At 68.4% G+C, this 24079-nt stretch carries 21 protein-coding genes and 1 pseudogene; 15 read left to right on the top strand and 7 right to left on the bottom strand.

The window, feature by feature from the left end; all coding sequences use genetic code 11:
* Window positions 1-24 precede the first annotated feature (24 nt).
* A complete protein-coding gene (rpe, locus tag E4A53_RS06590; RefSeq protein ID WP_136162310.1) occupies window positions 25-687 on the top strand; it encodes a ribulose-phosphate 3-epimerase in 663 nt (220 codons plus the stop codon).
* The gene (locus E4A53_RS06585; RefSeq protein ID WP_136162309.1) at window positions 684-2420 is read left to right on the top strand and encodes a heparinase II/III family protein; all 1737 of its coding nucleotides are present in this window, start codon (window positions 684-686) and stop codon (window positions 2418-2420) included. The genes rpe and E4A53_RS06585 overlap by 4 nt, the downstream gene beginning before the upstream one ends.
* Window positions 2421-2501: 81 nt before the next feature.
* Here E4A53_RS06585 and tldD read toward each other — a convergent pair whose 3' ends face one another.
* Window positions 2502-3926: a metalloprotease TldD gene (tldD, locus tag E4A53_RS06580; protein WP_136162308.1), complete on the bottom strand. Its 1425-nt coding sequence runs from the start codon at window positions 3924-3926 to the stop codon at window positions 2502-2504.
* A gap of 18 nt (window positions 3927-3944) precedes the next feature.
* On the bottom strand, window positions 3945-4145 hold the full coding sequence (locus tag E4A53_RS06575; RefSeq protein ID WP_136162307.1) for a zinc-finger domain-containing protein: 201 nt from the start codon (window positions 4143-4145) through the stop codon (window positions 3945-3947).
* An 89-nt stretch (window positions 4146-4234) separates the two neighbouring features.
* On the opposite strand from E4A53_RS06575, the gene E4A53_RS06570 reads away from it, so the two are divergent.
* Both E4A53_RS06570 and nadB read left to right on the top strand, forming a co-directional pair.
* Window positions 4235-5161 (top strand): ABC transporter ATP-binding protein, encoded by a 927-nt coding sequence (locus E4A53_RS06570; protein WP_136162306.1) that lies wholly within the window; start codon window positions 4235-4237, stop codon window positions 5159-5161.
* A gap of 32 nt (window positions 5162-5193) precedes the next feature.
* Window positions 5194-6771, top strand: a complete 1578-nt coding sequence (gene nadB / locus E4A53_RS06565) for an L-aspartate oxidase (RefSeq protein WP_136162442.1) — start codon at window positions 5194-5196, stop codon at window positions 6769-6771.
* A 6-nt stretch (window positions 6772-6777) separates the two neighbouring features.
* Here the strand turns inward: nadB and E4A53_RS06560 are convergent, their stop codons facing one another.
* On the bottom strand, window positions 6778-7599 hold the full coding sequence (locus E4A53_RS06560; RefSeq protein ID WP_136162305.1) for an alpha/beta fold hydrolase: 822 nt from the start codon (window positions 7597-7599) through the stop codon (window positions 6778-6780).
* 80 nt (window positions 7600-7679) lie between these two features.
* Here E4A53_RS06560 and polA point away from each other — a divergent pair, with 80 nt between their 5' ends.
* Entirely contained in the window at window positions 7680-10457 is a 2778-nt protein-coding gene (gene polA, locus E4A53_RS06555) for a DNA polymerase I (RefSeq protein ID WP_136162304.1), read from the top strand.
* Between the two features lie 59 nt (window positions 10458-10516).
* Window positions 10517-12052 carry a lipopolysaccharide biosynthesis protein gene (locus tag E4A53_RS06550; RefSeq protein WP_136162303.1) on the top strand — a complete coding sequence of 512 codons (1536 nt, stop codon included), beginning with the start codon at window positions 10517-10519 and terminating at the stop codon, window positions 12050-12052.
* Here the strand turns inward: E4A53_RS06550 and purH are convergent.
* From purH to E4A53_RS06535, 3 genes are all read right to left on the bottom strand, one after another.
* Window positions 12024-13613 (bottom strand): bifunctional phosphoribosylaminoimidazolecarboxamide formyltransferase/IMP cyclohydrolase, encoded by a 1590-nt coding sequence (purH, locus tag E4A53_RS06545; protein WP_136162302.1) that lies wholly within the window; start codon window positions 13611-13613, stop codon window positions 12024-12026. The genes E4A53_RS06550 and purH overlap by 29 nt on opposite strands.
* 65 nt (window positions 13614-13678) lie before the next feature.
* Window positions 13679-15352 (bottom strand): gamma-glutamyltransferase, encoded by a 1674-nt coding sequence (ggt, locus tag E4A53_RS06540; protein ID WP_136162301.1) that lies wholly within the window; start codon window positions 15350-15352, stop codon window positions 13679-13681.
* 50 nt (window positions 15353-15402) lie between these two features.
* Entirely contained in the window at window positions 15403-16422 is a 1020-nt protein-coding gene (locus tag E4A53_RS06535; RefSeq protein WP_136162300.1) for a quinone-dependent dihydroorotate dehydrogenase, read from the bottom strand.
* Between the two features lie 240 nt (window positions 16423-16662).
* Between E4A53_RS06535 and E4A53_RS06530 the strand changes: the two genes are divergently transcribed.
* From E4A53_RS06530 to E4A53_RS15110, 9 genes are all read left to right on the top strand, one after another.
* Window positions 16663-17511 (top strand): AraC family transcriptional regulator, encoded by an 849-nt coding sequence (locus tag E4A53_RS06530; RefSeq protein WP_136162299.1) that lies wholly within the window; start codon window positions 16663-16665, stop codon window positions 17509-17511.
* 103 nt (window positions 17512-17614) lie between these two features.
* The gene (locus tag E4A53_RS06525) at window positions 17615-18022 is read left to right on the top strand and encodes an RrF2 family transcriptional regulator (RefSeq protein ID WP_136162298.1); all 408 of its coding nucleotides are present in this window, start codon (window positions 17615-17617) and stop codon (window positions 18020-18022) included.
* On the top strand, window positions 18022-19491 hold the full coding sequence (gene sufB, locus E4A53_RS06520; RefSeq protein ID WP_136162297.1) for a Fe-S cluster assembly protein SufB: 1470 nt from the start codon (window positions 18022-18024) through the stop codon (window positions 19489-19491). The genes E4A53_RS06525 and sufB overlap by 1 nt, the downstream gene beginning before the upstream one ends.
* Window positions 19492-19563: 72 nt before the next feature.
* Window positions 19564-20307 carry a Fe-S cluster assembly ATPase SufC gene (sufC, locus tag E4A53_RS06515; protein ID WP_136162296.1) on the top strand — a complete coding sequence of 248 codons (744 nt, stop codon included), beginning with the start codon at window positions 19564-19566 and terminating at the stop codon, window positions 20305-20307.
* Complete coding sequence (locus E4A53_RS06510) at window positions 20304-21374, top strand: SufD family Fe-S cluster assembly protein (protein WP_136162295.1); 1071 nt, start codon at window positions 20304-20306, stop codon at window positions 21372-21374. The genes sufC and E4A53_RS06510 overlap by 4 nt, the downstream gene beginning before the upstream one ends.
* Window positions 21374-22594: a cysteine desulfurase gene (locus tag E4A53_RS06505; protein WP_136162294.1), complete on the top strand. Its 1221-nt coding sequence runs from the start codon at window positions 21374-21376 to the stop codon at window positions 22592-22594. Before E4A53_RS06510 ends, E4A53_RS06505 begins: the two co-directional genes overlap by 1 nt.
* Window positions 22591-23058: an SUF system Fe-S cluster assembly protein gene (locus tag E4A53_RS06500; RefSeq protein WP_136162293.1), complete on the top strand. Its 468-nt coding sequence runs from the start codon at window positions 22591-22593 to the stop codon at window positions 23056-23058. The genes E4A53_RS06505 and E4A53_RS06500 overlap by 4 nt, the downstream gene beginning before the upstream one ends.
* A 26-nt stretch (window positions 23059-23084) precedes the next feature.
* Window positions 23085-23438, top strand: coding sequence for a HesB/IscA family protein (locus tag E4A53_RS06495; RefSeq protein ID WP_136162292.1), 354 nt, complete (start codon window positions 23085-23087; stop codon window positions 23436-23438).
* 160 nt (window positions 23439-23598) lie between these two features.
* A complete protein-coding gene (locus tag E4A53_RS15110) occupies window positions 23599-23901 on the top strand; it encodes an NTF2 fold immunity protein (protein WP_476712823.1) in 303 nt (100 codons plus the stop codon).
* A 72-nt stretch (window positions 23902-23973) separates the two neighbouring features.
* Here E4A53_RS15110 and E4A53_RS06490 read toward each other — a convergent pair.
* Window positions 23974-24079 (bottom strand): annotated as a pseudogene (locus tag E4A53_RS06490) (IS5/IS1182 family transposase); the annotation flags it as partial.

The raw sequence follows: 24079 nt of genomic DNA, 5'->3' as shown, positions 1-24079 counted from the left end.
CGGCCCGCGTAAGGCATAGCACTCATGACGTCAGCAGTTCGCATCGCGCCATCCATCCTCTCCGCCGATTTCGCGCGACTGGGCGAGGAGGTGCGCGCCGTCGACGCCGCCGGCGCCGACTGGATCCATGTCGACGTGATGGACGGGCATTTCGTGCCCAACCTGACGATCGGCCCGGCGGTGGTGAAGGCGCTGCGCCCGCACAGCGCCAAGCCGTTCGACGTCCACCTGATGATCGCCCCGGTCGACCCGTTCATCGACGCCTTCGCGGAGGCCGGCGCCGACATCATCACCGTCCACGCCGAAGCCGGGCCGCACACCCACCGCACCGTCCAGCGAATCAAGGCGCTGGGCAAGCAGGCAGGCATCTCGCTCAACCCGGCAACACCGGCTAAGATGCTCGACTATCTGCTGGAGGAGATCGACCTGGTGCTGGTGATGAGCGTCAACCCCGGTTTCGGCGGGCAGAGCTTCATCGAAAGCCAGCTGCGCAAGATCGAGGCGCTGCGCAAGCAGATCGACCGGCTGGGCAAGGACATCAGGCTGGAGGTGGACGGCGGCATCGACCGGGTGACCGCCCCCCGGGTGATCGCCGCCGGCGCCGACGTGCTGGTTGCCGGCACCGCGACCTTCCGGGGCGGGCCGGATGCCTATGCCGCCAACATCCAGGCGTTGAGAGCGGTGTGAGCAAGGCGGTCCCGATCGACCCGGCCGCCGACGGGATCGAGGAGGGCAAGCGGCTCATCCGGCTCGACGGCGAGAAGGGCCTGTCGCTGGCCGAGCGCATCGCCAACAGTTTCAACCGCCTGACCTGGCGCACGCCGCTGCACAGCTTTCGCCTGCGCGGCCGCTTCCCGCTGAAGCTGCTGGCGGTGCCGGGCGACCCGATCATCGGCGACCAGCGCGCCGGGCAGGCGCTGCTCGACCGCCGCATCCTGTTCGGCGGCGAGGCGATTCCGGTGCCGGCGCTGAATTTCGCGACGCTGGCCGCCGCACCCGGCCTCGTCACCCATCTGCACAGCTTCGCCTGGCTGCGCGACCTGTCGACCGTCGCGACGCGCCAACAGGGCGCGCCGATCGCCGAGGCGATCATGCGCAAATGGCTGGCCGCCCATGCCGACAATGTCGGCGGCATCGCCTGGCGATACGACATCGTCGGCCGGCGCATCCTGTTCTGGGCGGCCCACGCGCCGCTGATCCTGTCGTCGAACGACATCGTCTACCGGTCGACGGTGCTGAATGCGCTCGCCCGCTTCGCCCGCCATGTCGAGCGCGGCGCCGACCGGGCGCCGCCCGGCCTGGCCCGCGTCGCCGCCTGGTCCGGCGTCGTCGCCGCCGGCCTGCTGATCCCCGGCGGATCGCTGCGCCGCCAGTTCGGCGAGGAAGGGTTGACCCGCGCGCTCGGCGCCGCCTTCTACGACGACGGCGGCACCATCGACCGGTCGCCATCGGCGCTGCTCGACGGCATCGCGCTGCTCGCCCTGCTGCGCGCCGTGTACGAGGCGCGGCGCGAGCAGGCGCCGCTGGCGATCCACACCGTGCTATCGCGCGCGGTGCCGGCGCTGCTCGGCGTCACCCATGGCGACGGCGGCCTCGCCAGCTGGCAGGGCGGGCTGCCGGTCGACGCGCAGCGCGTCGCGGCGATCATCGAGGCGAGCGGGGTGCGCGCAAGGCCGCTGCGCCAGGCCCGCGACTGGGGCTATCAGCGGCTGGCCGGCGGGGCGACGGTGATCAGCGTCGACGCGGCGCCGCCACCGGTCAGCCGGCTGGCCGAGGGCGGCTGCGCTTCCACCCTGGCATTCGAGCTGTCGGACGGGCCGCACCGGGTGATCGTCACCTGCGGCGGCGCCCGCCACCCCGGCCTGACCATCCCGCCCGCGCTGGCCGACGGCCTTCGGACCAGCGCGGCGCATTCGACGCTGGTCCTGGGCGACACCAATTCCACCGCCGTCCACAGCGACGGCAGCCTCGGCCGCGGCGTCGCCGAGGTCGAGATCGACCGGCAGGAGACCGAGGCGGGCAGCCGACTGGAGGCAAGCCATGACGGCTATCTGCGCAAGTTCGGCCTGCTCCACCGCCGCCTGATCATGCTGTCGGCCGACGGCCGCGAGGTGCGCGGCGAAGACATATTGCTGCCCGGCGGACGGCGGCGTTCGTCCCGCGCGGCGCGGTTCGCCGTCCGTTTCCACCTGGCGCCGGGGATCGAGGTGACGCCGACCGCCGACGGCCTCGGCGCGCTGCTGCGCATTGCCGACGGCGCGCTGTGGCAGTTTCGCGCCAGGGGCGCGCAGTTGGCGAGCGAGGAAAGCCTGTGGGTCGACCCGCGCGGCCGGCCGGTCGAGACCGTCCAGCTGGTGATGTCCGGCGAATCGCCGGCCGGCGGCACCAGCGTAAGCTGGATCCTGCGCCGGGCCGGCTGAGATCCGGCCGGCCGCGCGGCGGCGGCGATGGATTGCTTCGCTACGCTCGCAATGACGACGAAAGGGGGACGTCGGCCCCGTTCAGCCGGTGCCGCCGACGGTCAGTCCGTTGATCAGCAGGGTCGGCTGGCCGACGCCGGCGGGGACCGACTGCCCCGCCTTGCCGCAGACGCCGACGCCTTCGTCCAGCGCCATGTCGTTACCGATGCCGATCACGCGGGTCAGCACCGACGGTCCGTCGCCGATCAGCGTCGCGCCCTTGATCGGCGCACCGAGCCGGCCGTTCTCCACCTTATAGGCCTCGGTGCAAGAGAAGACGAACTTGCCGGACACGATGTCGACCTGGCCGCCGCCGAAGCTTTTGGCGTAGATGCCGTCTTTCATCCCGGCAAGCAGTTCCGCCGGGTCGGCGGTGCCGCCGCGCATGAAGGTGTTGGTCATCCGCGGCATCGGCGCGTGGGCGTAGGATTCGCGACGACCGTTGCCGGTCGGCTCGACCCCCATCAGCCGCGCGTTCAGCCGGTCGTGGATATAGCCTTTCAGGATGCCGTCCTCGATCAGCACATTCTCGCGCGTCGGCGTGCCTTCGTCGTCGATGGTCAGCGACCCGCGCCGGTCCGGGATTGATCCGTCGTCGACGACGGTGACGCCGGGGGCGGCGATCCGCTCGCCGATCCGGCCGGAAAAGGCGCTGGTTCCCTTGCGGTTGAAATCGCCCTCCAGCCCGTGGCCGATCGCCTCGTGCAGCAGCACGCCGGGCCAGCCGGGGCCGAGCAGCACGGTCTGCTCGCCGGCCGGGGCGGCGACCGACTCGAGGTTGACCAGCGCCTGGGCCAGCGCTTCGTCGATCGCCCGATTCCACGTCGCATCGGCGAACAGCCGGTCGTAGAGATAGCGCCCGCCGATGCCGAAGAAACCGGTTTCGCGCCGGCCGTTCTGTTCGGCGACGATCGAGACGTTGAGGCGGACGAGCGGGCGGATGTCCTGCGCGACATGACCGTCGGCGCGGACGATCTCGATCACGCTCCAGCTGGCCGACAGACCGACCGACACCTGCGAGACGCGCGGGTCGCGGGCGCGGGCGGCGGCGTCGATCGCCTCGCACAGCGCCACCTTTCTGGCGAAGGGCACCAGCGCCAGCGGATCGTCGGCGGTGTAGAGATGGCGGTTGGTCCGCGCCGGCGGCTGCGCCGGGGCGCCCTTTGCCGGGTCGAGCAGCCGCATCGTTTCCGCCGCGCGGCGGATGGCGGCGGCGCTCAGCTCGTTGGCGTGAGCGAAGGCGGTCGTTTCACCGGAAACCCCGCGCAGGCCGAAGCCGGCATCGGTCGAATAGTCGGCGGTTTTCAACCGGCCGTCGTCGAAGCCGAAACTCTCGCTGGCGCGGTACTGCAGATACAGCTCACCATCGTCGCAGCCGCCGAGGGCGTCGGCGGTCAGGCGCAGGGCGGTATCGGGGTCTAGCGCGTCGCGGTAAAGCCAGGCGCGTGGATCGGCGGCGGTCGTCATCCTGCCGATATAGGATGTTCAGGCGGTCTGGACACCCTGTTCGTCGGCCGGGCCGCCGATCAGCACGTAGCGGCGGTCGCAATAGCCGCAATCGGCATAGCCGCGCTCGTCGATCTGCAGCCAGACGCGCGGGTGGCCGAGCGCGGGGGCGATGTCGCCCGCGCCGTCGCAGGCGACGCGCGGGTGTTCGACGCGAAAGGTTTCGGGCGGCGGAATCATGGGGCGCGATTAGCAAGGCCGGACCGGCCGCGCAATCATCCGCCGCCTTCGCTGTTGGCGCTCCCCGCCCGGCGCGCTATCTGCGCTGGATGACCGATGCCGCGATCCGCATCCAATCGCTTTCAAAGACCTACGCCGACGGCAAGCAGGCGCTGAAGGCGGTCGACCTGGATGTCCCGCGCGGGCAGATCTTCGGCCTGCTCGGCCCGAACGGCGCCGGCAAGTCGACGCTGATCAACATCCTCGCCGGGCTGGTCACCAAGACGGCGGGCAACGTTTCGATCTGGGGATTCGACATCGATGCGCATCCGCGCAACGCCAAGGCGTCGATCGGCATCGTCCCGCAGGAGATCGTGTTCGACCCGTTCTTCACCCCGTTCGAGACGCTGGAGCTGTTCGCCGGCCTCTATGGCGTGCCGAAGGCGGAGCGCCGGTCGATGGAACTGCTGCGCGCCGTCCACCTCGACGACAAGGCCAACGCCTATGCGCGCACCCTGTCCGGCGGGATGAAGCGGCGGTTGCTCGTCGCCAAGGCGATGGTCCACGCGCCGCCGATCCTGGTCCTCGACGAGCCGACGGCGGGCGTCGACATCGAGCTGCGCCAGCAACTCTGGGCCTATGTCCGCCAGCTGAACGCCCAGGGCGTGACCATCGTCCTCACCACCCATTACCTGGAGGAGGCGGAGGAGCTGTGCGATCGCATCGCGATCATCAATCACGGACGGGTGATCGCCAATGAGGCGACGCGCGCGCTGGTCGGCATGGCGCGTGAAAAGATGGTCGAGCTGACGCTCGACCGCCCGATTGCCGCACCCCCGGCGTCGCCGCTGTTCGACCGGGTCAGCGTCGTCGGCGAGCGGCTGCTCAGGGTCACCTACACCAAGAACCGGGTCAGCGCCGCAGACGTGCTCGCTGCCGTGACCGAGGCCGGCTACGGCATCGTCGACATATCGACCCGCGACGGCGACCTGGAGGATGTGTTCCTGAACCTGACCCGGACGGCCGACGCCGCCTGAGACCCGATGCAAGGAGTGGGGCGTTGGCCGATATGCACAATTTCGATGTCGTCGTCATCGGTTCCGGCGCGGCCGGGCTGACCACCGCGATCAGCCTGGCCGAGCGGTTTCGCGTCGCCGTCCTCGCCAAGGGCGGGCTGTCCGAAGGGTCGACCGCCTGGGCGCAAGGGGGCATCGCCGCAGTACTGGAGGCCGGCGACACCTTCGACAGCCATATCGAGGACACGATGATCGCCGGCGCCGGGCTGAACGACCGCAAGGCCGTCGAGTTCGTCGTCGAGAACGCGCCGCACGCCATCGCGCGGCTTGCTGAACTGGGCGTGCCGTTCAACGTCGAATCGGGCGAATTCCACCTGACGCGGGAGGGCGGGCACAGCCACCGCCGCATCGTCCATGTCGACGACGCGACCGGCGCCGCCGTCCAGCGCGCGCTGGAAAGCGCCGCGGCGAAGCACCCGAACATCACGCTGATCCCCGACCGCGTCGCCATCGACCTGGCGACCGGGCGCCACGAGATGCGCTATTCCGGCGCCGGGCGGGTATGGGGCGTCTATGCGGTCAACCGCGCCACCGGCCATGTCGAATTGTTCACCGGCCGCGCCACCGTGCTCGCCACCGGCGGGGCCGGCCGCGCCTATCTGTTTTCCACCGCGCCGCGCGGCGCGACCGGCGACGGCATCGCCATGGCATGGCGCGCCGGGGCGCGGGTGTCGAACATGGAATTCATGCAGTTCCACCCGACCTGCCTGTATAATGTCGAGGTCAAGAACTTCCTGATCACCGAGGCGGTGCGCGGCGAAGGCGGCCATCTGCTGCTGCCCGGTACCCGCCACCGCTTCATGCCGGATTTCGACCCGCGCGCCGAACTGGCGCCGCGCGACATCGTCGCCCGCGCGATCGACCATGAGATCAAGCGCCTCGGCCTTGACCATGTTGACCTGGACATCAGCCACCGCCCGCCCGAATTCGTGCGCGAGCATTTCCCAAACATCTACGACAAGCTGCTCGGCCTGGGCATCGACATGACCAGGCAGCCGATCCCGGTCGTGCCCGCCCAGCATTACACCTGCGGCGGCGTCGTCATCGATCTTGACGGGCGCACCGACCTGCCCGGCCTTTATGCCGCCGGCGAGGTCAGCCAGTCCGGCCTGCACGGCGCCAACCGGCTGGCGTCCAATTCACTGCTCGAATGCCTGGTGTTCGGCGAGGCGGCGGCGCGCGACATCGGCAGGAACTGGGATGCGCTGCCCGAACCGCCGCCGATCCGGCCGTGGGACGAAAGCCGCGTCACGGATTCCGACGAAGAAGTCGTCATCAAGCAGAACTGGACGGAAATCCGCCGGTTCATGTGGAATTATGTCGGCATCGTCCGCACCACCAAGCGGCTGGAGCGCGCGGCGCACCGGATCAAGCTGCTGTCGGAAGAGATCGACGATTATTACGGGCATTTCCGGGTGACGCCGGATTTGATCGAGCTGCGCAACCTGCTGCAGACCGCCGACCTGATCGTCCGCTCGGCGCTGAGCCGCAAGGAAAGCCGGGGGCTGCACTATATCCTCGACTATCCCGACACGCTGTGGGACGCGGTCGACACGATATTGGTGCCGTAACGACCATCAGCCAGATAGGAACGTTTTGACGAGACTCGAAAACCTATCTGGTTTGTCGAGCATAACCATATGGCCGCTGTCGGCCACCCCCTCCAGCCGCGCCCGGGGATAAGCGGCACGGTAGCGGGCGGCGATCCGGCGCGGGTCGGCCATGTCGGGGGGCGGTTCCGCATAGACGACGGTAAGCGGCGCGGCGAGCCGGGCCAGCGCCGGGCCAAGGTCCGTCTCCGCCAGTTCGCGCAGCGCCGTCGCCGACACGCGGCTGTCGCTGGCGCCATCGCCACCGAACAGCCCCATCAACGCGGCCATCGCCCGCTGGCCGCCCAATGCCGCCTGCAGCCCGTCGAACAGGTCGCGCATCGACGGGTCCAGCCCGAAACCGCGCGCCGGCGCCGGCAGAATGTCGACGACCATCAGCCGCCCCGGCACCGTGGGAAAGCGCAGGCCTAGCATTAGCGCGATGATCCCGCCCATCGAATGGCCGATCACCGCCGGGCGGCGCAGCCCATTTTCCGTGCAATAACGGGCGATTTCCGCCGTTACCGGGCCGAGCACCGCGCCACCGGCATTGGCCCCGGCCGCCAACCCGCCAAAGCCGGCGATCTGAACCAGATGCCAGCGGATGCCGGGCACCGCCGCGACCAGGGCGTTCCACACCGCGCGCGACGAATTGAGCCCATGGACCAGCACCACGTCCGGCCCGGCGCCCTGCACGGTGACGGTCAGCCGCGCGGACGCAAAGCCGGCCCGCGCCGGCGCGGTTGCCAGCAGCGGTCCCACGGCAAGGCCGGCGAGCAGCCGGCGGCGGTGGATGCAGAATCCGCTCATCGCGCCAGCCCTGCCAGCACCCGCCTTAACCCGCGCTTGCCCGGTGGCACCGGGCGGCGGCATCCGCTATCCCCGCTGCCATGGCATCCAACCACCTCTATCTCGTCGACGGGTCGAGCTACATCTTCCGCGCCTATCACCGGCTGCCGCCGCTGACCAACATCCACGGCCAGCCTGTCGGCGCGGTCTACGGCTATACGACGATGCTATGGAAGCTGGCCGACGGGCTGCGCAAGGCGGATGGGCCGACCCATATGGCCGTTATCCTCGACCATTCGGCGAAGAGTTTCCGCAACGACCTGTTCGACCAGTACAAGGCGCACCGGCCGCCGCCGCCGGAGGACCTGGTCCCGCAATTCCCGATGATCCGCGACGCGACCCGCGCCTTTTCGTTGCCCTGCATCGAGGAAGAAGGATTTGAGGCCGACGACATCATCGCCAGCTATGCGAAGGTGGCGCTGGGCGCGGGATGGAGTGTCACCATCGTTTCGTCCGACAAGGACCTGATGCAACTGATCGAGCCGGGCCTCGACATGCTCGACACGATGAACAACCGCCGGATCGGCCCCGATTATGTTGTCGAGAAATTCGGTGTCGGGCCGGAACGGCTGGGCGACGTGCTCGGCCTGATGGGCGATTCGGTCGACAATATCCCCGGCGTCCCCGGCGTCGGCCCGAAGACGGCGGCGAAGCTGATCCTGGAGCATGGCGATGTCGAGGCGGTGCTGGCCGCCGCCCCGGCGATGAAGCCCGGCAAGCTGCGCGACAACCTGATCGAACATGCCGACATGGCGCGGCTGTCGCGCCTGCTCGTCACGCTGAAGGACGACGTTCCACTGCCCGACCCGCTCGACGCGCTGGCGCTGGGCGACATACCGGAACCGCCGCTGCGCGCGTTTCTGGAACATCACGGCTTCCGCTCGCTGATCGCCAAGCTCGGCGCGGTCGCCGAGATGCCGGCGGGCACGGCGACGGGGAGCGGCGCCGACGCCAGCGCGGCCCCGACGCCAGCCATTGGCCCGGAAGAACCGTGCAACCACGATGGCTATGAAACCGTCACCACCCTCGACGCGCTCGACCGCTGGGTGGCGGAGGCGACGGCGCAGGGCATCGTCGCGGTCGACACCGAAACCGATTCGCTCGACCCGATGCGCGCCAATCTGGTCGGCGTCAGCCTGGCGCTGGCCCCGAACAGGGCCTGCTATATCCCGATCGGCCATGTCGGCGGCGACCTGCTGTCCGACGCGCCGGTGCAGATCGAGCGCGCCGTCGCGATCGCCCGGCTGAGGCCGCTGCTTGCCGACCCGGCAGTGCTGAAGATCGGCCACAACATCAAATACGACGTCATCGTCCTTGCGCGCGCCGGGGCGGAGCTGGCGTCGTTCGACGACACCATATTGATGAGCTTCGCGCTCGACGCCGGGCTGCACGGGCACGGCATGGACGAGCTGGCGGCGCTGCATCTGTCGCACAGCTGCATCGCCTACAAGGATGTCGTCGGCAGCGGCCGCAACCAGCTCGGCTTCCATCAGGTCGATCTGAAGCGCGCGACCCATTATGCCGCCGAGGATGCCGACGTCACTTGGCGGTTCCACCGCCGGTTCCGCCCGCGCCTGTCGGCCGAGCAGGCGACGCGGGTCTATGAACGGGTCGACCGGCCGCTGGTGCCGGTGCTGGCGCGCATGGAGCGGCGCGGCATCAAGGTCGACCGCGCGCAGCTTGCTCGCCTGTCCGCCGATTTCGCCCAGCAGATCGCCGGGCTGGAGGCGGAAATCCACGCGCTCGCCGGTACCCCCTTCACCATCGGCAGCCCCAAGCAGCTGGGCGACATATTGTTCGAGCAGATGGGGCTGAAAGGCGGCCGCAAGGGCAAGAGCGGCGTCTATTCGACAGACGTCAACGAACTGGAACGGCTGGCGGCCGACGGCGTGGAGATTGCCCGCAAGGTGCTCGACTGGCGCCAGCTCGCCAAGCTGAAATCGACCTATACCGACGCGCTGCAGCAGCAGATCAACCCGGACACCGGGCGCGTCCACACCAGCTACGGTCTGACCGGGGCACAGACCGGCCGGCTGTCGTCCAACGACCCCAATCTGCAGAACATACCGGTGCGCACCGAAGTCGGCCGCCAGATCCGCGACGCGTTCATCGCCGAGCCGGGCAATGTCATCCTCTCCGCCGACTACAGCCAGATCGAACTGCGCCTGGCCGCCCATATGGCCGACGTACCGGCGTTGAAGGAAGCGTTCGCGCGCGGCGAGGACATTCACAACCTGACCGCGCTCGAACTGTTCGGAGAGGTCAACCGCGACACCCGCGCCCGCGCCAAGACGATCAACTTCGCCATCCTCTACGGCATTTCCCGCTGGGGCCTCGCCGGACGGCTGGAGGTAACGCCGGACGAAGCGCAGGCGATGATCGACCGCTATTTCGAGCGTTTCCCCGGCATCAACCGCTATATCGCCGAAACCCTGACCCACGCGCGCGAGGTCGGCTACACCACCACCCTGTTCGGCCGCAAAACCCATTTTCCGCGGATCAACGCCCGCGTCCAGCACGAGCGGCAAGGCGCCGAGCGCGCCGCGATCAACGCACCGATCCAGGGGACCAGCGCCGACATCATCAAGCGGGCGATGGCGCGGATGGAGCCGGCGCTGGCCGACGCCGGGCTAAGGCAGGTCAGCATGCTGCTCCAGGTTCACGACGAACTGGTGTTCGAGCTGCCCGAGAGCGACGTCGCGGCGGCAAGCGAGGTGATCCGCGCGGTAATGGCCGGCGCCGCCGAACCGGCGGTGAAGCTCAGCGTGCCGCTGGGCGTAGAGATCGGCACCGGCCCCAGCTGGGGCGCGGCACACTGACCCAGCGACTCGCCGAACCGGATATGGAGCTTTGGGACCGCCGCCGCTAAGAGGAGCGAATGGGGGCAGAGGCCACATCCGCCGACGGGGGCGACATTGCCGCCTTGGCCAAGGGTGGGCGGACCAACTTCTTCGGGTTCGTGTTGCGCCTGATCGCGCGGATTCCATTCCTGTTCATTGCCGGGCGCCTGTACGGGCCGGACGCGCTCGGCCGCTTCGCCCTTGCCATCCTGGTCATCGAGTTCGCCGCCCAGATCGCGACACTCGGGCTGAAGCGCGGGCTGGCGCAGCAGCTGTCCGAAAACCGCCAGCCGCATGTCCATATCGTCTGGAACGCCCTGCTTGTCGCCGGCATCGCCTCCGCCGTCGGCGCCGCGATCCTGGCCGCCGTGCCGGAGATCATGTTCCCGAACAGCGGCATCAACGGGCTGGAGCAATTGCTGCCGCTGACCATCTTCGCCTTTGCCTGGTCCGACGTGTCGCTGGCGGCGCTTGCCTACCGACTGAACGTCGCGGCAACGGTCCGGGCGCGGGCGGTGGTGGAGCCATGGACGATCAGCATCGCCGCCGCCGCGCTGTATTTCTATTCGCAGCGCGACGGGCTGATCATCGCCTATGTGCTGTCGATGATCGCGGCGCTGCTGGCGTCGATGATCCCGTTCATCCGCGAATACGGCCTGCCGCGCGGCTGGCGGCCCGCCCCGGCGGAGCTGTTCCGGCTGACCCGCCGCAACATCCCGCTCGCTGCCGCCGACGCGATCGAATGGGGCACGCGCAATGTCGACCGGTTCATCCTCGGCCTGTTCTTCAGCCCGGCGGTGGTCGGCATCTATTGGGTCGCGCAGCAGATCGTCACCCTGCCGCAGAAGCTGAAGACCAGCTTCGACCCGATCCTCGGCCCGGTCATCACCCAGAATCTGGAGGCGGGGAACAAGGCGGCGGTCGCCCGGCAGGTGCGGCAGGTCGGATTCTGGATCATCGCCGCACAGGCCGGCATCGCGCTGGCGCTGGCGATCCCCGGCGAAGCGGTGATGGGCCTGGCCGGCAAGGAATTCGTCAGCGGCACCGGCGCGCTCGCCTTCCTGCTCGCCGCGGAAGTGGTGGCGGCGACGGCGGTCGTGTCCGAATCGGCGCTGATCTACATCGCCCGCCACCGCAACCTGATGCTGTCGCTGGCGACGATCACCATCCAGATCCTGCTCAGCTTCGCCTTCATCCTCGGCGCGCGCGCGCTGGGGCTGCCGATGGCGGTGCAGGCTATAGGCCCGGCGGCGGCGCTGCCGGTCGCCCTCGGTTTCGCCTCCGTCGCCAAGGCGCGGCTACTGTCGCGACTGCTCGACGCGCCGGTATCGCCATGGCGCTGGGCGCTGGTCTGGGCAACGGCGGCGGCGGTCGCCGTCGGCTATGGCGTGACCGCGCTGCCGAAATCGCTCGAATGGCTTGAGCTGATCGTCGGCCTGCCGCTGATCCTCATCACCTATGGCGCCGTCATCTGGTACAAGGGCTTCAGCCACGAGGACCGGGTGCTGTTCCGCCGCGCACCGGCCGCCGGCGGCGGCGCGCCGGTCAGTGCCGGAAGTGGCGCATCCCGGTAAACACCATCGCCAGACCGGCCTCGTCGGCGGCGGCGATCACCTCCGCATCGCGGATCGATCCGCCGGGCTGGATCACCGCCGTCGCGCCCGCCTCGACCGCGACGAGCAGGCCGTCGGCGAACGGGAAGAACGCATCCGATGCCACCGCGGAACCGATCGTGCGCGGCTGGTCCCAGCCCGCCTTATCGGCTGCGTCCTTCGCCTTCCACGCCGCGATCCGCGCCGATTCGAGCCGGTTCATCTGGCCGGCGCCGATGCCGGCGGTGGAGCCGGCCTTCGCGTAGACGATGGCGTTCGACTTGACGTGCTTCGCCACCGTCCAGGCGAACAGGCAGTCGGCTAGCTCCGTCGCGGTCGGCGCGCGCTTCGTCGCGACGGTCAGCTCCGCCTCGGTGACGCGGCCATTGTCGCGCGACTGGACCAGATAGCCACCGGCGATTGTTTTGATTTTCAGCCCCGGCCGCGCCGGGTCAGCCAGCGGCCCGGTCAGCAGCAGGCGCAGATTCTTCTTGGCGGCGAACACGGCGCGCGCCTCCGCATCCGCGTCGGGCGCGGCGACGACTTCGGTGAAGATTTCGACCATCGCCCGCGCCGTCGCCCCGTCGAGCGGCCGGTTGACCGCGACGATGCCGCCGAACGCCGACACGCTGTCGCAGGCCAGCGCGGCGCGATAGGCGTCGAGCAAACTGTCGGCGCTGGCCACCCCGCACGGATTGGCATGCTTGACGATGACCACCGTCGGCGGGCCGTCGCGAAATTCGCTGACCAGTTCCAGCGCCGCATCGGCATCGTTGTAATTATTGTAACTGAGCGCCTTGCCCTGCAATTGTTCGGCCTGGGCGATGCCGTTGGCGTGCGGGCCGACCGGCACATACAGCGCCGCCTGCTGGTGCGGGTTCTCACCATAGCGCAGTTCGTCCGCCCGCGTCGCGGTCAGCGCCAACATGTCGGGGAAGGTCTGCTGCTGGTCGGCGAAGGCGAACCACTGCGAGATCATCGCGTCATAGGCGGCGGTGGCGGCGAACGCCTTGGCCGCCAGCCGCTTGCGGAAGGCAAGCGTCGTCGCACCACCATGGGCGTCCAGCTCGCCGATCAGCTCGGCATAGTCGGCCGGGTCAGTGACGATGCCGACGAAGGCGTGGTTCTTCGCGGCGGATCGCACCATCGACGGGCCGCCGATGTCGATATTCTCGATGATCTCGTCGCGCCCGGCGCCGCGCGCCACCGTCTGCGCGAACGGATAGAGGTTGACGACGACCAGGTCGATCGCGCCGATGCCGTGCGCGGCCATCGCCGCGATGTGCTCGGCATCGTCGCGCACCGCGAGCAGGCCGCCATGCACCTTCGGGTGCAGCGTCTTGACCCGGCCGTCCATCATCTCGGGAAAGCCGGTCAGATCGGAAATGTCGCGCACCGCAAGGCCGGCATCGCGCAGCGCGGTCGCGGTGCCGCCGGTCGAAACCAGCTCCACGCCGTGGCGCGCCAGCGCCTGGCCAAGGGGAATGAGGCCGCCCTTGTCAGAGACGGAGAGCAGCGCGCGGGTTATCTTGATCGTGTCCATGCCGCGCCATAGGATCGCGGCCGGGGCACCGCAACCCGTCGGCCGCCGTTGCAGCGGGATTCCGCCTATGGATTCAGCGCGACGCCCTCGCTGCGCGGATCGGCGCCGCCGGCCCAGCCCGCCGCCGTCAAGCCGGCGGCGTTCGCCTTGCCCCAGGCGGGGCGGACGATGACGGCATGGCCGAGCGCCTTCAGGGCCGGGGTCATCGCCTCGACCGGCGAACCCGCCTCCACCACCAGCGCGGTGCCGCTGAAATAGAGGTTGGGCAACGCCACCGCCTGCTGCGCGTCAAGGCCCCAGTCAATCCGCGCGACCAGCCCCTTCAGCACCTGCATGATGATCGTCTTGCCGCCGGCCGCGCCGATCGCGAACACCGGCTTGCCGGCGGGATCATAGACGATCGTCGGCGCCATCGACGACAGCGGCCGCTTGCCTGCCTCCACCCGGTTGGCGACCGGCGCGCCGTCTTTTTCCGGCGCGAAGCTGAAGTCGGTCAGTTCGTTGTTCAGCACCATGCCGTTCGCGACCAGTTGGCTGCCGAACGCGCCTTCGACCGTCGACGTCATCGTCGCGACATTGCCGGCGGCGTCGACGGCGACGAAATGGGTGGTGCCGCCGTCCTCGCCGGGCGTCGCCGGGGTGCGCGGCTGGGCGCCGGGCGGCGTCCCCGCCTCATAGCGGCCAAGACTGCGGTCGGGAGCGACCAGGGCCGAGCGCGTCTTCACATAAGCCGGGTCGAGCAGCCCGGCGACCGGCACCGCGACGAAGTCGCTGTCCCCCAGATAGGCATCGCGGTCGGCATAGGCGAGCAGCATCGCCTCGCCGATCAGGTGCCAGGCGGCCGGGCTGTCCTTGCCCAGCGCCTTCATATCGAAACGCTCGATCATGCCGAGGATCTGGAACACCGTCGTCGCCCCGGACGAGGGCGGCCCCATGCCGCATATCCGATAGAGGCGATAGGTGGTGCACACCGGCGGCCGCTCGACTGCGCGATAGGCCGCAAGATCGTCGGCGGTCAGCGCCGACGGGTGGCGCGGGGCGTTGGCGACCGCATCGGTCAGCGCCCGGGCGTTGGCACCGGTATAGAAGGCGTCGGCACCGCCGGCGGCGACGGCGCGCAGCAACGTGCCGAGCGCCGGGTTGCGCAGGGTGGTGCCGACCGGCGGCGCGGTGCCGCCGGGCATGTAGAGCGCGGCGATCTCCGGGAAATTCTTCCACAGCCCGGCCATGGCGGCGATACGCCCGTTGAGCGTCCGGTTGACCGCGAAGCCGCCCTCCGCCAGCCGGATCGCCGGTTCGAACAGCTTCGCCCAGGGCAGCTTGCCCCATTTGGCATGCACCGCCTCCATCAGGCGGATATTGCCGGGCACGCCGACCGACAGGCCGCCCGCCACCGCGTCACGGAAGCTCATCGGCGTCCCGTCGGGGTTGAGGAAGCGTTCCGGCGTCGCCGCGGCGGGCGCCTTTTCCCGCCCGTCGACCGTCGCGACCTGGTCGGTCGCTGCATCATGATAGACGAAGAAGCCGCCGCCGCCGATGCCGCTCGACTGCGGCTCGACCACGGTCAGCGCCAGCATCATCGCCATCGCGGCATCGGCGGCGTTACCGCCTTCGCGCAATATCTGCTGCCCGGCCGCCGCCGCGCGCGGATCGGCGGCGGAAACGACCGCATCCGCCGCAAGGGCGGGGGCGGGCAGGACAAGGAACAGGGCGAGGAGCAGGGACAGGCAGCGGCGCATGCCCCGACAATAGAAGCCGAAACCGCCGGGGGGAAGCCGCCTGGCGCCGCTCACGCGCCGACCGCCTGCTCAATGCTGGTGAAGCCGTCGCGGGCGATCAGTTCCTTCAGCCCGGCGACAATCCGCTTTGCCAGCCCCGGCCCCTCGTAGACCAGCGCGGTATAGAGCTGGACAAGACTGGCGCCGGTGCGGATGCTGGCATAGGCGTGCTCGGCCGACGCGATGCCGCCGGCGGCGATCAGCGGCAAGGCGCCGCCGGTCGCCGCGCGGAAATCCGCCAGGCGCTGCAGTGCCAGCGGGCGCAGCGGCGCGCCGGACAGGCCGCCCGCCTCGCCGGCATGGCGCGAGGCGAGGGCCGGCCGGCCGATCGTGGTGTTCGACACGATCAGCGCATCGACATGCCGATCGATCGCCAGTCGGGCGATCGCGTCGATATCGGCCGGCTCCAGGTCCGGCGCCACTTTCAGGAACAGCGGCGGCCCGGCGCCGCGCGCCTCCATCACCACGTCGAGCAACGCGGCCAGCGCCGCCGGGTCCTGCAACGCGCGCAGCCCCGGCGTGTTGGGCGAACTGATGTTGACGGTCAGGTAATCGGCGACCGCCAGCATCGTCGTCACGCCCAGCGCATAATCAGCAACGCGGTCGGCGGAATCTTTGTTGGCACCGATATTCACGCCGACGATGCCGCCGCGCCGCCCGCGCAACCGGGCGAGCGCCGCCGGCTGGCCGCCGTTGTTGAACCCCATCCGGTTGATGACCGCCTGGTCCTCGACCAGCCGGAACAGGCGCGGCCGCGCGTTGCCCGGCTGCGGGCGCGGGGTCAGCGTGCCGACCTCGACAAAGCCGAAGCCGAAGCCGAGCATTGCTGCCGGCACCTCGGCATCCTTGTCGAACCCCGCGGCCAGCCCGACCGGGTTGGGAAAGGTGAGCCCGGCGACGCGAATCACCAATACCGGGTCGGGTTGGGGCGGCGGCAGCGCCGGCAGACGCTTCAGCGTGGCGATGGTAAGTCGGTGCGAGCGCTCAGCATCAATCGAATGGATGAGAGGACGAACAAAAGGAAAAAGCATGGCGCTGCTTACCAAAAACCGACCGCCACACCATCCTTTTGATGGGGGGTCTCCAGCGAAAATGTCGAATCTATCCAATACATCTAACGCGAATCATTCTACGACGGCTCCGCGACCCGAAGGGCTCCTGACGTATTGGGGGTTCTTTTACTTGGCCTGGCCGGTTTTCCGGCCAGGCCGCTTTTCTTCATATCGCCGGCATTGTAGACTCGTTTGAGAAAACGGGTCGGATAAGCGTTTATGTCAGCGTTGTCGCTTGAGTATGCAGCCCCTGACTGCGATCTTCGCGACTTCGTATCCGTCTTCTATGATTTCCGCGCCGACCTTCCGCTGCTCGAGGACTCGGAACGCGCCGACCTGGCGCAGTTCCGTTTCAAGCTCAGTCCGGGCGAAGGCTCTTACCGTTTCGCCGACGGGACGGTGCAGGCCGCGCCGGAAACCCAGATCGTCGGGCCGACGACCGGCATGACGGCGGTGCGCGCGGTGGGCCCGGTCGATCTGTTCGGCGTGGGCCTGCTGCCGGCCGGCTGGGCGGCGCTGATGGGCATCGACGCATCGACGATGGTCAACCGGGTGGTCGACGCGCAGGCGCTGTTCGGCCGGCGGATGAGCGAGACGGCGGCGCAGTTGCGGGCGGCGTCGACCCTCGACGCGCGCGTCGCGATCGGCAACACGCTGATTCGCGCACTGGTCGCCGAGGCGAAGGACATGCCGGTCAACTTCACCCGGATCGTCGATCATTGGCTCGAACGTGCCGATTCGCCCGATGTCGAGACATTGGTCGCCGAAGCCGGGCTGTCGCGCCGCCAGGTCGAGCGCCTGTGTAAGCGCTTCTACGGCGCGCCGCCCAAGATGCTGGCACGCAAGTACCGGGCGCTGCGCGCGGCAGTGGCGCTGGCGCGCGGCGACACCGACATGACCTCCGTCATCGCCCGCGGCTTCTACGACCAGTCGCATTTCATTCGTGAGATCAAGTACTTCACTGGCATCACCCCCAGCCGCTTCACCGACGATCTGCCGACTCTCGCCCGGCTGACCCTGAAGCGCGGTGCGGTGAGGGCGCTGCGCCCGCTGATCACCGATACCTGATCGCCGGGCGGAGAATCCGCCAGGGCAGGCAATGGCGCTTGACGCGGGGCGATCGCATGCCCACATGGCAATCGGATCGAATCAATCCTAATTCGGATATGTCATGCGCCTGTCGAGCTTTACCGACTATTCCGTCGTCATCATGGCTGCCGCGGCCCGCGCGCCGCTCGGCACGCGTCTGTCTGCCACCATGCTGGCCGCCGATACCGGCATTCCGCTGCCGACGACGCAGAAGCTGATGGGCCGCCTGGCCGCCGCCGGGCTGTTTACCTCGGCGCGCGGCGCCGGCGGCGGCTTCGCGCTGGCGCGGCCGGCGCAGGCGATCAGCCTTGCTGACATCATCGAGGCGGTCGAGGGGCCGATCGCGCTGACCACCTGCCTCGACAGCGAGGGCCATGATTGCGCGCTTGAACCCGGCTGCCGGGTGCGGCCGGTGATCGGCTCGGTCAACGGCGCGGTGAAGGGTGCGCTGTCCGGCGTGACGCTGGCGACGCTGGCGGGAGCGGCCTGATGGCGACGCGCAACCAGGAAGCGCTGGCCGCTGCGGAGAAGGCCTCGACCTACGAATGGGGCTTCACCAGCGACGTCGAGCAGGATTTCGCGCCCAAGGGGCTGAGCGAGGATACCGTCCGCTACATTTCGGCCAAGAAGAACGAGCCGGAATGGATGCTCGACTGGCGGCTGAAGGCGTTTCGCCACTGGCTGACGCTGGAACGGCCGGACTGGGCCAAGCTCAACATCCCGCCGATCGACTATCAGGACGCTTATTATTACGCCGAGCCGAAGGTGAAGCCGACGATCGGCAGCCTGGACGAGGTCGATCCCGAGATCCTCAAGGTCTACGAGAAGCTCGGCATCCCGATCGCCGAGCAAAAAGTGCTGGCCGGGGTCGAGGGCGCGCCGAAGGTCGCCGTCGATGCGGTGTTCGATTCGGTCAGCGTCGCCACCACCTTCCGCAAGGAACTGGAGGCGGCTGGCGTCATCTTCCGCTCGATCAGCGAGGCGATCCGCGAATTCCCCGACCTCGTCCGGCCGTGGCTGGGCAAGGTCGTGCCGATGCGCGACAATTATTTCGCCACCCTCAATTGCGCGGTCTTTTCCGACGGCACCTTCGTCTATGTGCCCAAGGGCGTTCGCTGCCCGATGGAACTGTCGACCTATTTCCGCATCAACGCCGAAAATACCGGCCAGTTCGAACGCACACTGATCATCGCCGACGACGGTGCCTATGTCTCCTATCTGGAAGGCTGCACCGCGCCGATGCGCGACGAGAACCAGTTGCACGCCGCCGTCGTCGAACTGGTTGCCCTGGACGATGCCGAGATCAAATATTCGACCGTCCAGAACTGGTACCCCGGCGACGCCGAGGGCAAGGGCGGCATCTACAATTTCGTCACCAAGCGCGCGCTGTGTCAGGGCAGGAACAGCAAGGTTTCGTGGACCCAGGTCGAAACCGGCAGCGCTGTCACCTGGAAATACCCGTCCTGCGTGCTGGCTGGCGACAACAGCGTCGGCGAATTTTATTCGGTCGCGGTCACCAACAATTACCAGCAGGCCGACACCGGCACCAAGATGATCCACCTCGGCAAGAACAGCCGTTCGACCATCGTGTCGAAGGGGATTTCCGCCGGCAAATCGAACAACACCTATCGCGGTCTCGTCCGCGTCGGCCCGACGGCGGAAAATGTCCGCAACTTCACCCAGTGCGACAGCCTGCTGCTGAGCAGCGACTGCGGCGCCCACACCGTCCCTTATATCGAGGTCAAGAACCCGTCCGCCCAGATCGAGCATGAGGCGACGACCAGCAAGATTTCCGACGACCAGATGTTCTACGCCATGCAGCGCGGGCTGGATTCGGAACAGGCTGTCGCGCTCATCGTCAACGGCTTCGCCAAGGACGTGCTCCAGCAACTGCCGATGGAATTCGCCGTCGAAGCGCAAAAGCTGCTGGGGGTCAGCCTCGAGGGGAGCGTGGGTTGATCGCCACTCTTTCACAAGCCTCCCCGGAATGGGCGGGCTTGCCGGCAGCGTGCTTCAGGAAAGTTATGTTTAATGCTGAAAATCAATAATCTACACGCCACTGTCGCCGACAAGCCGATCCTCAAGGGCCTGACGCTGACTCTCAACCCCGGCGAAATCCACGCGGTCATGGGGCCGAACGGCGCCGGCAAGTCGACACTGTCCTATGTGCTGGGCGGGCGCCCCGGTTATGAAGTGACCGACGGCACCGCGACGCTCGACGGGCAGGACCTGCTCGCCCTCGCCCCGCACGAACGCGCGGCGCTGGGCCTGTTCCTCGGTTTCCAGTATCCGGTCGAGATTCCCGGCGTCTCCAACGTCCAGTTCCTGCGCGAGGCGCTGAACGCGCAGCGCAAGGCGCGTGGCGAGGCGGCGCTGTCGGCGGGCGATTTCCTGCGCGTCGCGCGGACGCAGGCCGGGGCGATGGGCGTCGATATGGACATGCTGAAACGCCCGGTGAACGTCGGTTTCTCCGGCGGCGAGAAGAAGCGCAACGAGATGGTCCAGATGGGAATCATCGACCCGAAGCTGGCGATCCTCGACGAGACCGACAGCGGCCTCGACATCGACGCGCTGCGCGTCGTCGGCGACGGCATCAACCGGATCATGCGCAAGCCGGACAAGGCGGTGCTGCTGATCACCCACTACCAGCGGCTGCTCGATTACGTGAAGCCGGATTTCGTCCACGTCCTGGCGGACGGGCGGATCGTCCGTTCCGGCGGCGCCGAACTGGCGCTGGAACTGGAGCGCGAAGGCTATGGAGCGCTGGCCGCATGAGCGCGCTCGCCCTGCCGTCCCCCCGCGAAGAGGCGTGGCGCTGGTCGGCGCTGGCCGCCCTGCCGGCGCTGGCGGAAGCGACGCCCCGCGCCGACGCGCTACCGGTCGCCCCGGCCTTCGGCGGCCCGCACCTGACCTTCATCGACGGCGTCTACCGGCCGGAACGCAGCAACCCCGGCCCGGTCGCCGTCGGCGCGGTCGACGCAGCGAGTGCCCATCCGCTCGCCCGCCTCGCCACCGCGCCGGGCTGGACGCTGGCGCTGGGCGACGATCACGCCGCCGGCCTCGTCGAGATCATCCACGTCTCGACCGGCGGCGCCAATCATGTCCCCGCCCGCATCGCCCTGGCCGCCGGGGCGCAGGCGCGCATCGTCGAGACCTTCGTCGGCGACGGCTGGGCCAACCGGCTGACCGCGATCGCGCTCGGCAAGGGCGCCCGGCTGATGCGGGCGCTGCGCCTGACCCAGGCGAGCGGTTTCACCTCGCTGCGCGACGAGGCGGAGATCGGCGAAGGCGCCAGCCTGGTCACCGTCGCGCTCGGCGCCGGCGGCGCAGGCAGCCGGATCGACGCGGCGCTGACCCTGACCGGCACCGCCGCCTATGCCGAAATGGGCGGCGCCCTGCTCGCGCGCGGCGAGCAACGCCATGAGGCAGCGGTCGTCGTCCGCCACGAGGCCGAAAAGGGCGTCAGCCGCCAGATCTGGCGTGCCGTCGCCGACGACACCGCCAGCGCCAGCCTCGCCGCCCGCGTCGAGGTGGCCGAGGGCGCGCAGAAAACCGACGGCGAACAGTCGCTGCGCGGCCTGCTGCTAAAGCGCGCGGCGACCGTCAACCTGAAGCCGGAGCTGGAGATTTTCGCCGACGACGTGAAATGCGCCCACGGCGCCACCGTCGGCGAGCTGGACGCGCAGGCGCTGTTCTACCTCGCCAGCCGGGGTGTGCCGCCGGCGGCCGCGCGCGCGCTCCTCACCCACGCCTTCGTCGCCGACGCGCTCGACCGGATCGGTGAGGAAGCGGTCCGCGACGCGTTCATCGCCGACGCCGATGCCTGGCTGGAGGCGCACTGATGGCGACGTTGCTCTCCCCCGCCGCGACGACGCTCGACCGCCGCGCCGATTTCCCGGCGATGCCGGCCGGCTGGCATTATCTGGACAGCGCCGCCACCGCGCAGAAGCCGCTGGTCGTCACTGACGCGATCGCCCGCGCCTATGACCGCGACTATGCGACCGTGCATCGCGGCGTCTACAAACGCTCCGCCGACATGACCCTGGCTTACGAGGCGGCGCGGCAGCGGGTCGCCCGCTTCATCGGTGCAGCATCGGCCGACGAGGTCGTCTTCGTGCGCGGCGCGACCGAGGCGATCAATCTGGTTGCCCAGACATGGGGCCAGACCCGGTTGAAGGCCGGCGACCGCATCCTGCTGTCGATGCTGGAGCATCACAGCAATATCGTGCCGTGGCAGTTGCTGCGTGACCGCACCGGCGTTGAAATCGACGTCTGCCCGCTGACCGCCGATGGCCGCATCGACCTCGACGCGGCGGAGGCGCTGCTGACCCCCCGGCACAAGCTGGTCGCCCTCGCCCATGTCTCCAACGTCCTCGGTTCAGTGCTCGACGTCCGGCGCGCGGCGGAACTGGCGCACGGGGTCGGTGCCAGGCTGCTGCTCGATGGCTGCCAGGCGGTGCCGCGCCTGCCGGTCGACGTCGCCGCGCTCGATTGCGACTTTTACGCGTTCTCCGGGCACAAGCTCTACGGCCCGACCGGCATCGGCGCGCTGTGGGCACGGGCCGAGATCCTCGACGCGATGCCGCCGTGGCAGGGCGGCGGGTCGATGATCGACAAGGTCAGCTTCGAACGCACCACCTACGCCCCCGCCCCCGCCCGGTTCGAGGCGGGGACGCCCCACATCGTCGGCGGCGTCGGGCTGGCGGCGGCGGTCGATTACGTCGAAGGCATCGGCCTCGCCGCGATCCACGCGCACGAAGCGGCGCTGATCGCCGAGGCGCGCGAGCGGCTGGCGCGGATCAACAGCGTCCGCCTGTTCGGGCCGGCGGATAGCGCCGGCATCCTCAGCTTCGCGGTCGACGGCGTCCACCCGCACGACGTCGCCACCATCCTCGACGAGGAGGGCGTGGCGATCCGCGCCGGCCATCACTGCGCCCAGCCGCTGATGGCCGACCTGGGCGTCGCGGCGACGGCGCGGGCAAGCTTCGGCATCTACAACGACGTCTCCGATGTCGAGGCACTGGCGCGCGGCGTCGAACGGGTAACGAGAATTTTCGGATGAGCGACGAACAAAGCATAAGGGTCGAGGAAGTGGGCGCGGTCGACAAGCCGCCGCGCGCGCGGGTGGACGATGCGCCGCGCGAGACGTTCGAGCGCAAGCGCGACTATCTCGAAGGCTTTCTGAGCCAGAAACCGGCAGCGGTAGCGGAAGGCGAGCCGGGCGGCGCGCTTTACGAAGCGGTCGTCGATGCGCTGCGCGAGATCTACGACCCCGAAATCCCGGTCAACATCTACGACCTCGGCCTGATCTACGGCGTCGAGGTGTCGGCCGAAGGCCATGTCACGGTGACGATGACGCTGACCACCCCGCATTGCCCGGTGGCGGAATCGATGCCGGGCGAGGTCGAGATGCGCATCGGCGCGGTGCCGGGGATCGGCAACGCCGAGGTCAATCTGGTCTGGGATCCGCCGTGGGACCCGCAGAAAATGTCGGATGAAGCCAAACTCGAACTGGGCATGCTATAAGGGGGCCAAGGAAGGACGAAACGATCATGGCGACCACCACCCGCGCGCGGCCGGCCGCATTGACCCTGACCCCGAAAGCGGAGGCGCGCATCGCGTCGCTGATGGCGGGCGCCCCGGCCGACGCGATCGGCGTCAAGCTGTCGACCCCGCGCCGCGGCTGTTCGGGCCTGGCCTATTCGGTCGATTACGTCACTGAAGCTGTGCCGTTCGACGAACGGATCGAAACGCCCGGCGGCACCTTCTTCGTCGACGGCGGCTCGATCCTCTACCTGATCGGCAGCCAGATGGACTGGGTCGAGGACGACTTCACCGCCGGCTTCGTCTTCCAGAACCCCAACGCCAAGGGCAGCTGCGGCTGCGGCGAGAGCTTCACGGTTTAGGCCCGAACCCTCATCCCGGCGCACGGTGGAGGTGATACGGCTAGAAATTGCATTTGTAACCGCGCCGGCACGGTAGCGAAGATGGATGTCCGTGAATGGTGGTTTGAAGACCGGCAATTTTGGATGAGTTGGCAGGAAAACCGCCTTTAGGCTCTCCATAATGGATTATGTCTCTATGGCGGTAGGTAAATATTATTTTGTACTAATTTTGATTAGTACATCGTCGTGCAGTAACCGCCACGATATATCGAGAAATGATGCCGTATCTATCGCGCGTGCGTATGTTAAAGAAGAGCCTCCATTTTCTCGATCCGCTATAGACACCGTCAACATTCTGGCAGGTGAAAGCAACGAAGAGTATGTTATCACTTTCTCACCAAAGATAGGCTACACAGGGGGTGCTCCGGTGGTCCATGTTAGAAAGCGTGATGGCAAGATCACTAACGTGACCGGAACGCAGTAATTCCAAACCGTGCCCATTGATTGGCAGGCACACCCGAGTGGGCTTTCCCTTCTTAGGGTCAGGACCCATTGATCAGAGCCAGAAGATGACGGTTGCTGCGAGTGCGATGGCGGAGAAGAAGGCCTGCGGGCACCGGTCGTAGCGCGTGGCGACGCGGCGCCAGTCCTTGAGACGGCCG

Origin of the sequence: Sphingomonas flavalba (assembly GCF_004796535.1) — a bacterium.
Classification (GTDB): Bacteria; Pseudomonadota; Alphaproteobacteria; order Sphingomonadales; family Sphingomonadaceae; genus Sphingomonas_L; species Sphingomonas_L flavalba.
The sequence above is the reverse complement of the archived record's forward strand: the minus strand, read 5'-3'. Positions and strand labels throughout refer to the sequence as shown.

What these genes read in the sequence shown, in the direction of transcription:
- E4A53_RS06560 (WP_136162305.1), bottom strand. Translation starts at nt 7,599, where the DNA reads ATGAGCGGATTCTGCATCCACCGCCGCCGGCTGCTCGCCGGCCTTGCC.
- E4A53_RS06525 (WP_136162298.1), top strand. Translation starts at nt 17,615, where the DNA reads ATGCGCCTGTCGAGCTTTACCGACTATTCCGTCGTCATCATGGCTGCC.
- ggt (WP_136162301.1), bottom strand. Translation starts at nt 15,352, where the DNA reads ATGCGCCGCTGCCTGTCCCTGCTCCTCGCCCTGTTCCTTGTCCTGCCC.
- E4A53_RS06535 (WP_136162300.1), bottom strand. Translation starts at nt 16,422, where the DNA reads ATGCTTTTTCCTTTTGTTCGTCCTCTCATCCATTCGATTGATGCTGAG.
- sufB (WP_136162297.1), top strand. Translation starts at nt 18,022, where the DNA reads ATGGCGACGCGCAACCAGGAAGCGCTGGCCGCTGCGGAGAAGGCCTCG.
- E4A53_RS15110 (WP_476712823.1), top strand. Translation starts at nt 23,599, where the DNA reads ATGGATTATGTCTCTATGGCGGTAGGTAAATATTATTTTGTACTAATT.
- E4A53_RS06570 (WP_136162306.1), top strand. Translation starts at nt 4,235, where the DNA reads ATGACCGATGCCGCGATCCGCATCCAATCGCTTTCAAAGACCTACGCC.
- E4A53_RS06505 (WP_136162294.1), top strand. Translation starts at nt 21,374, where the DNA reads ATGGCGACGTTGCTCTCCCCCGCCGCGACGACGCTCGACCGCCGCGCC.
- E4A53_RS06495 (WP_136162292.1), top strand. Translation starts at nt 23,085, where the DNA reads ATGGCGACCACCACCCGCGCGCGGCCGGCCGCATTGACCCTGACCCCG.
- polA (WP_136162304.1), top strand. Translation starts at nt 7,680, where the DNA reads ATGGCATCCAACCACCTCTATCTCGTCGACGGGTCGAGCTACATCTTC.
- tldD (WP_136162308.1), bottom strand. Translation starts at nt 3,926, where the DNA reads ATGACGACCGCCGCCGATCCACGCGCCTGGCTTTACCGCGACGCGCTA.
- rpe (WP_136162310.1), top strand. Translation starts at nt 25, where the DNA reads ATGACGTCAGCAGTTCGCATCGCGCCATCCATCCTCTCCGCCGATTTC.
- E4A53_RS06530 (WP_136162299.1), top strand. Translation starts at nt 16,663, where the DNA reads ATGTCAGCGTTGTCGCTTGAGTATGCAGCCCCTGACTGCGATCTTCGC.
- purH (WP_136162302.1), bottom strand. Translation starts at nt 13,613, where the DNA reads ATGGACACGATCAAGATAACCCGCGCGCTGCTCTCCGTCTCTGACAAG.
- sufC (WP_136162296.1), top strand. Translation starts at nt 19,564, where the DNA reads ATGCTGAAAATCAATAATCTACACGCCACTGTCGCCGACAAGCCGATC.
- nadB (WP_136162442.1), top strand. Translation starts at nt 5,194, where the DNA reads ATGCACAATTTCGATGTCGTCGTCATCGGTTCCGGCGCGGCCGGGCTG.
- E4A53_RS06575 (WP_136162307.1), bottom strand. Translation starts at nt 4,145, where the DNA reads ATGATTCCGCCGCCCGAAACCTTTCGCGTCGAACACCCGCGCGTCGCC.
- E4A53_RS06500 (WP_136162293.1), top strand. Translation starts at nt 22,591, where the DNA reads ATGAGCGACGAACAAAGCATAAGGGTCGAGGAAGTGGGCGCGGTCGAC.
- E4A53_RS06550 (WP_136162303.1), top strand. Translation starts at nt 10,517, where the DNA reads ATGGGGGCAGAGGCCACATCCGCCGACGGGGGCGACATTGCCGCCTTG.
- E4A53_RS06510 (WP_136162295.1), top strand. Translation starts at nt 20,304, where the DNA reads ATGAGCGCGCTCGCCCTGCCGTCCCCCCGCGAAGAGGCGTGGCGCTGG.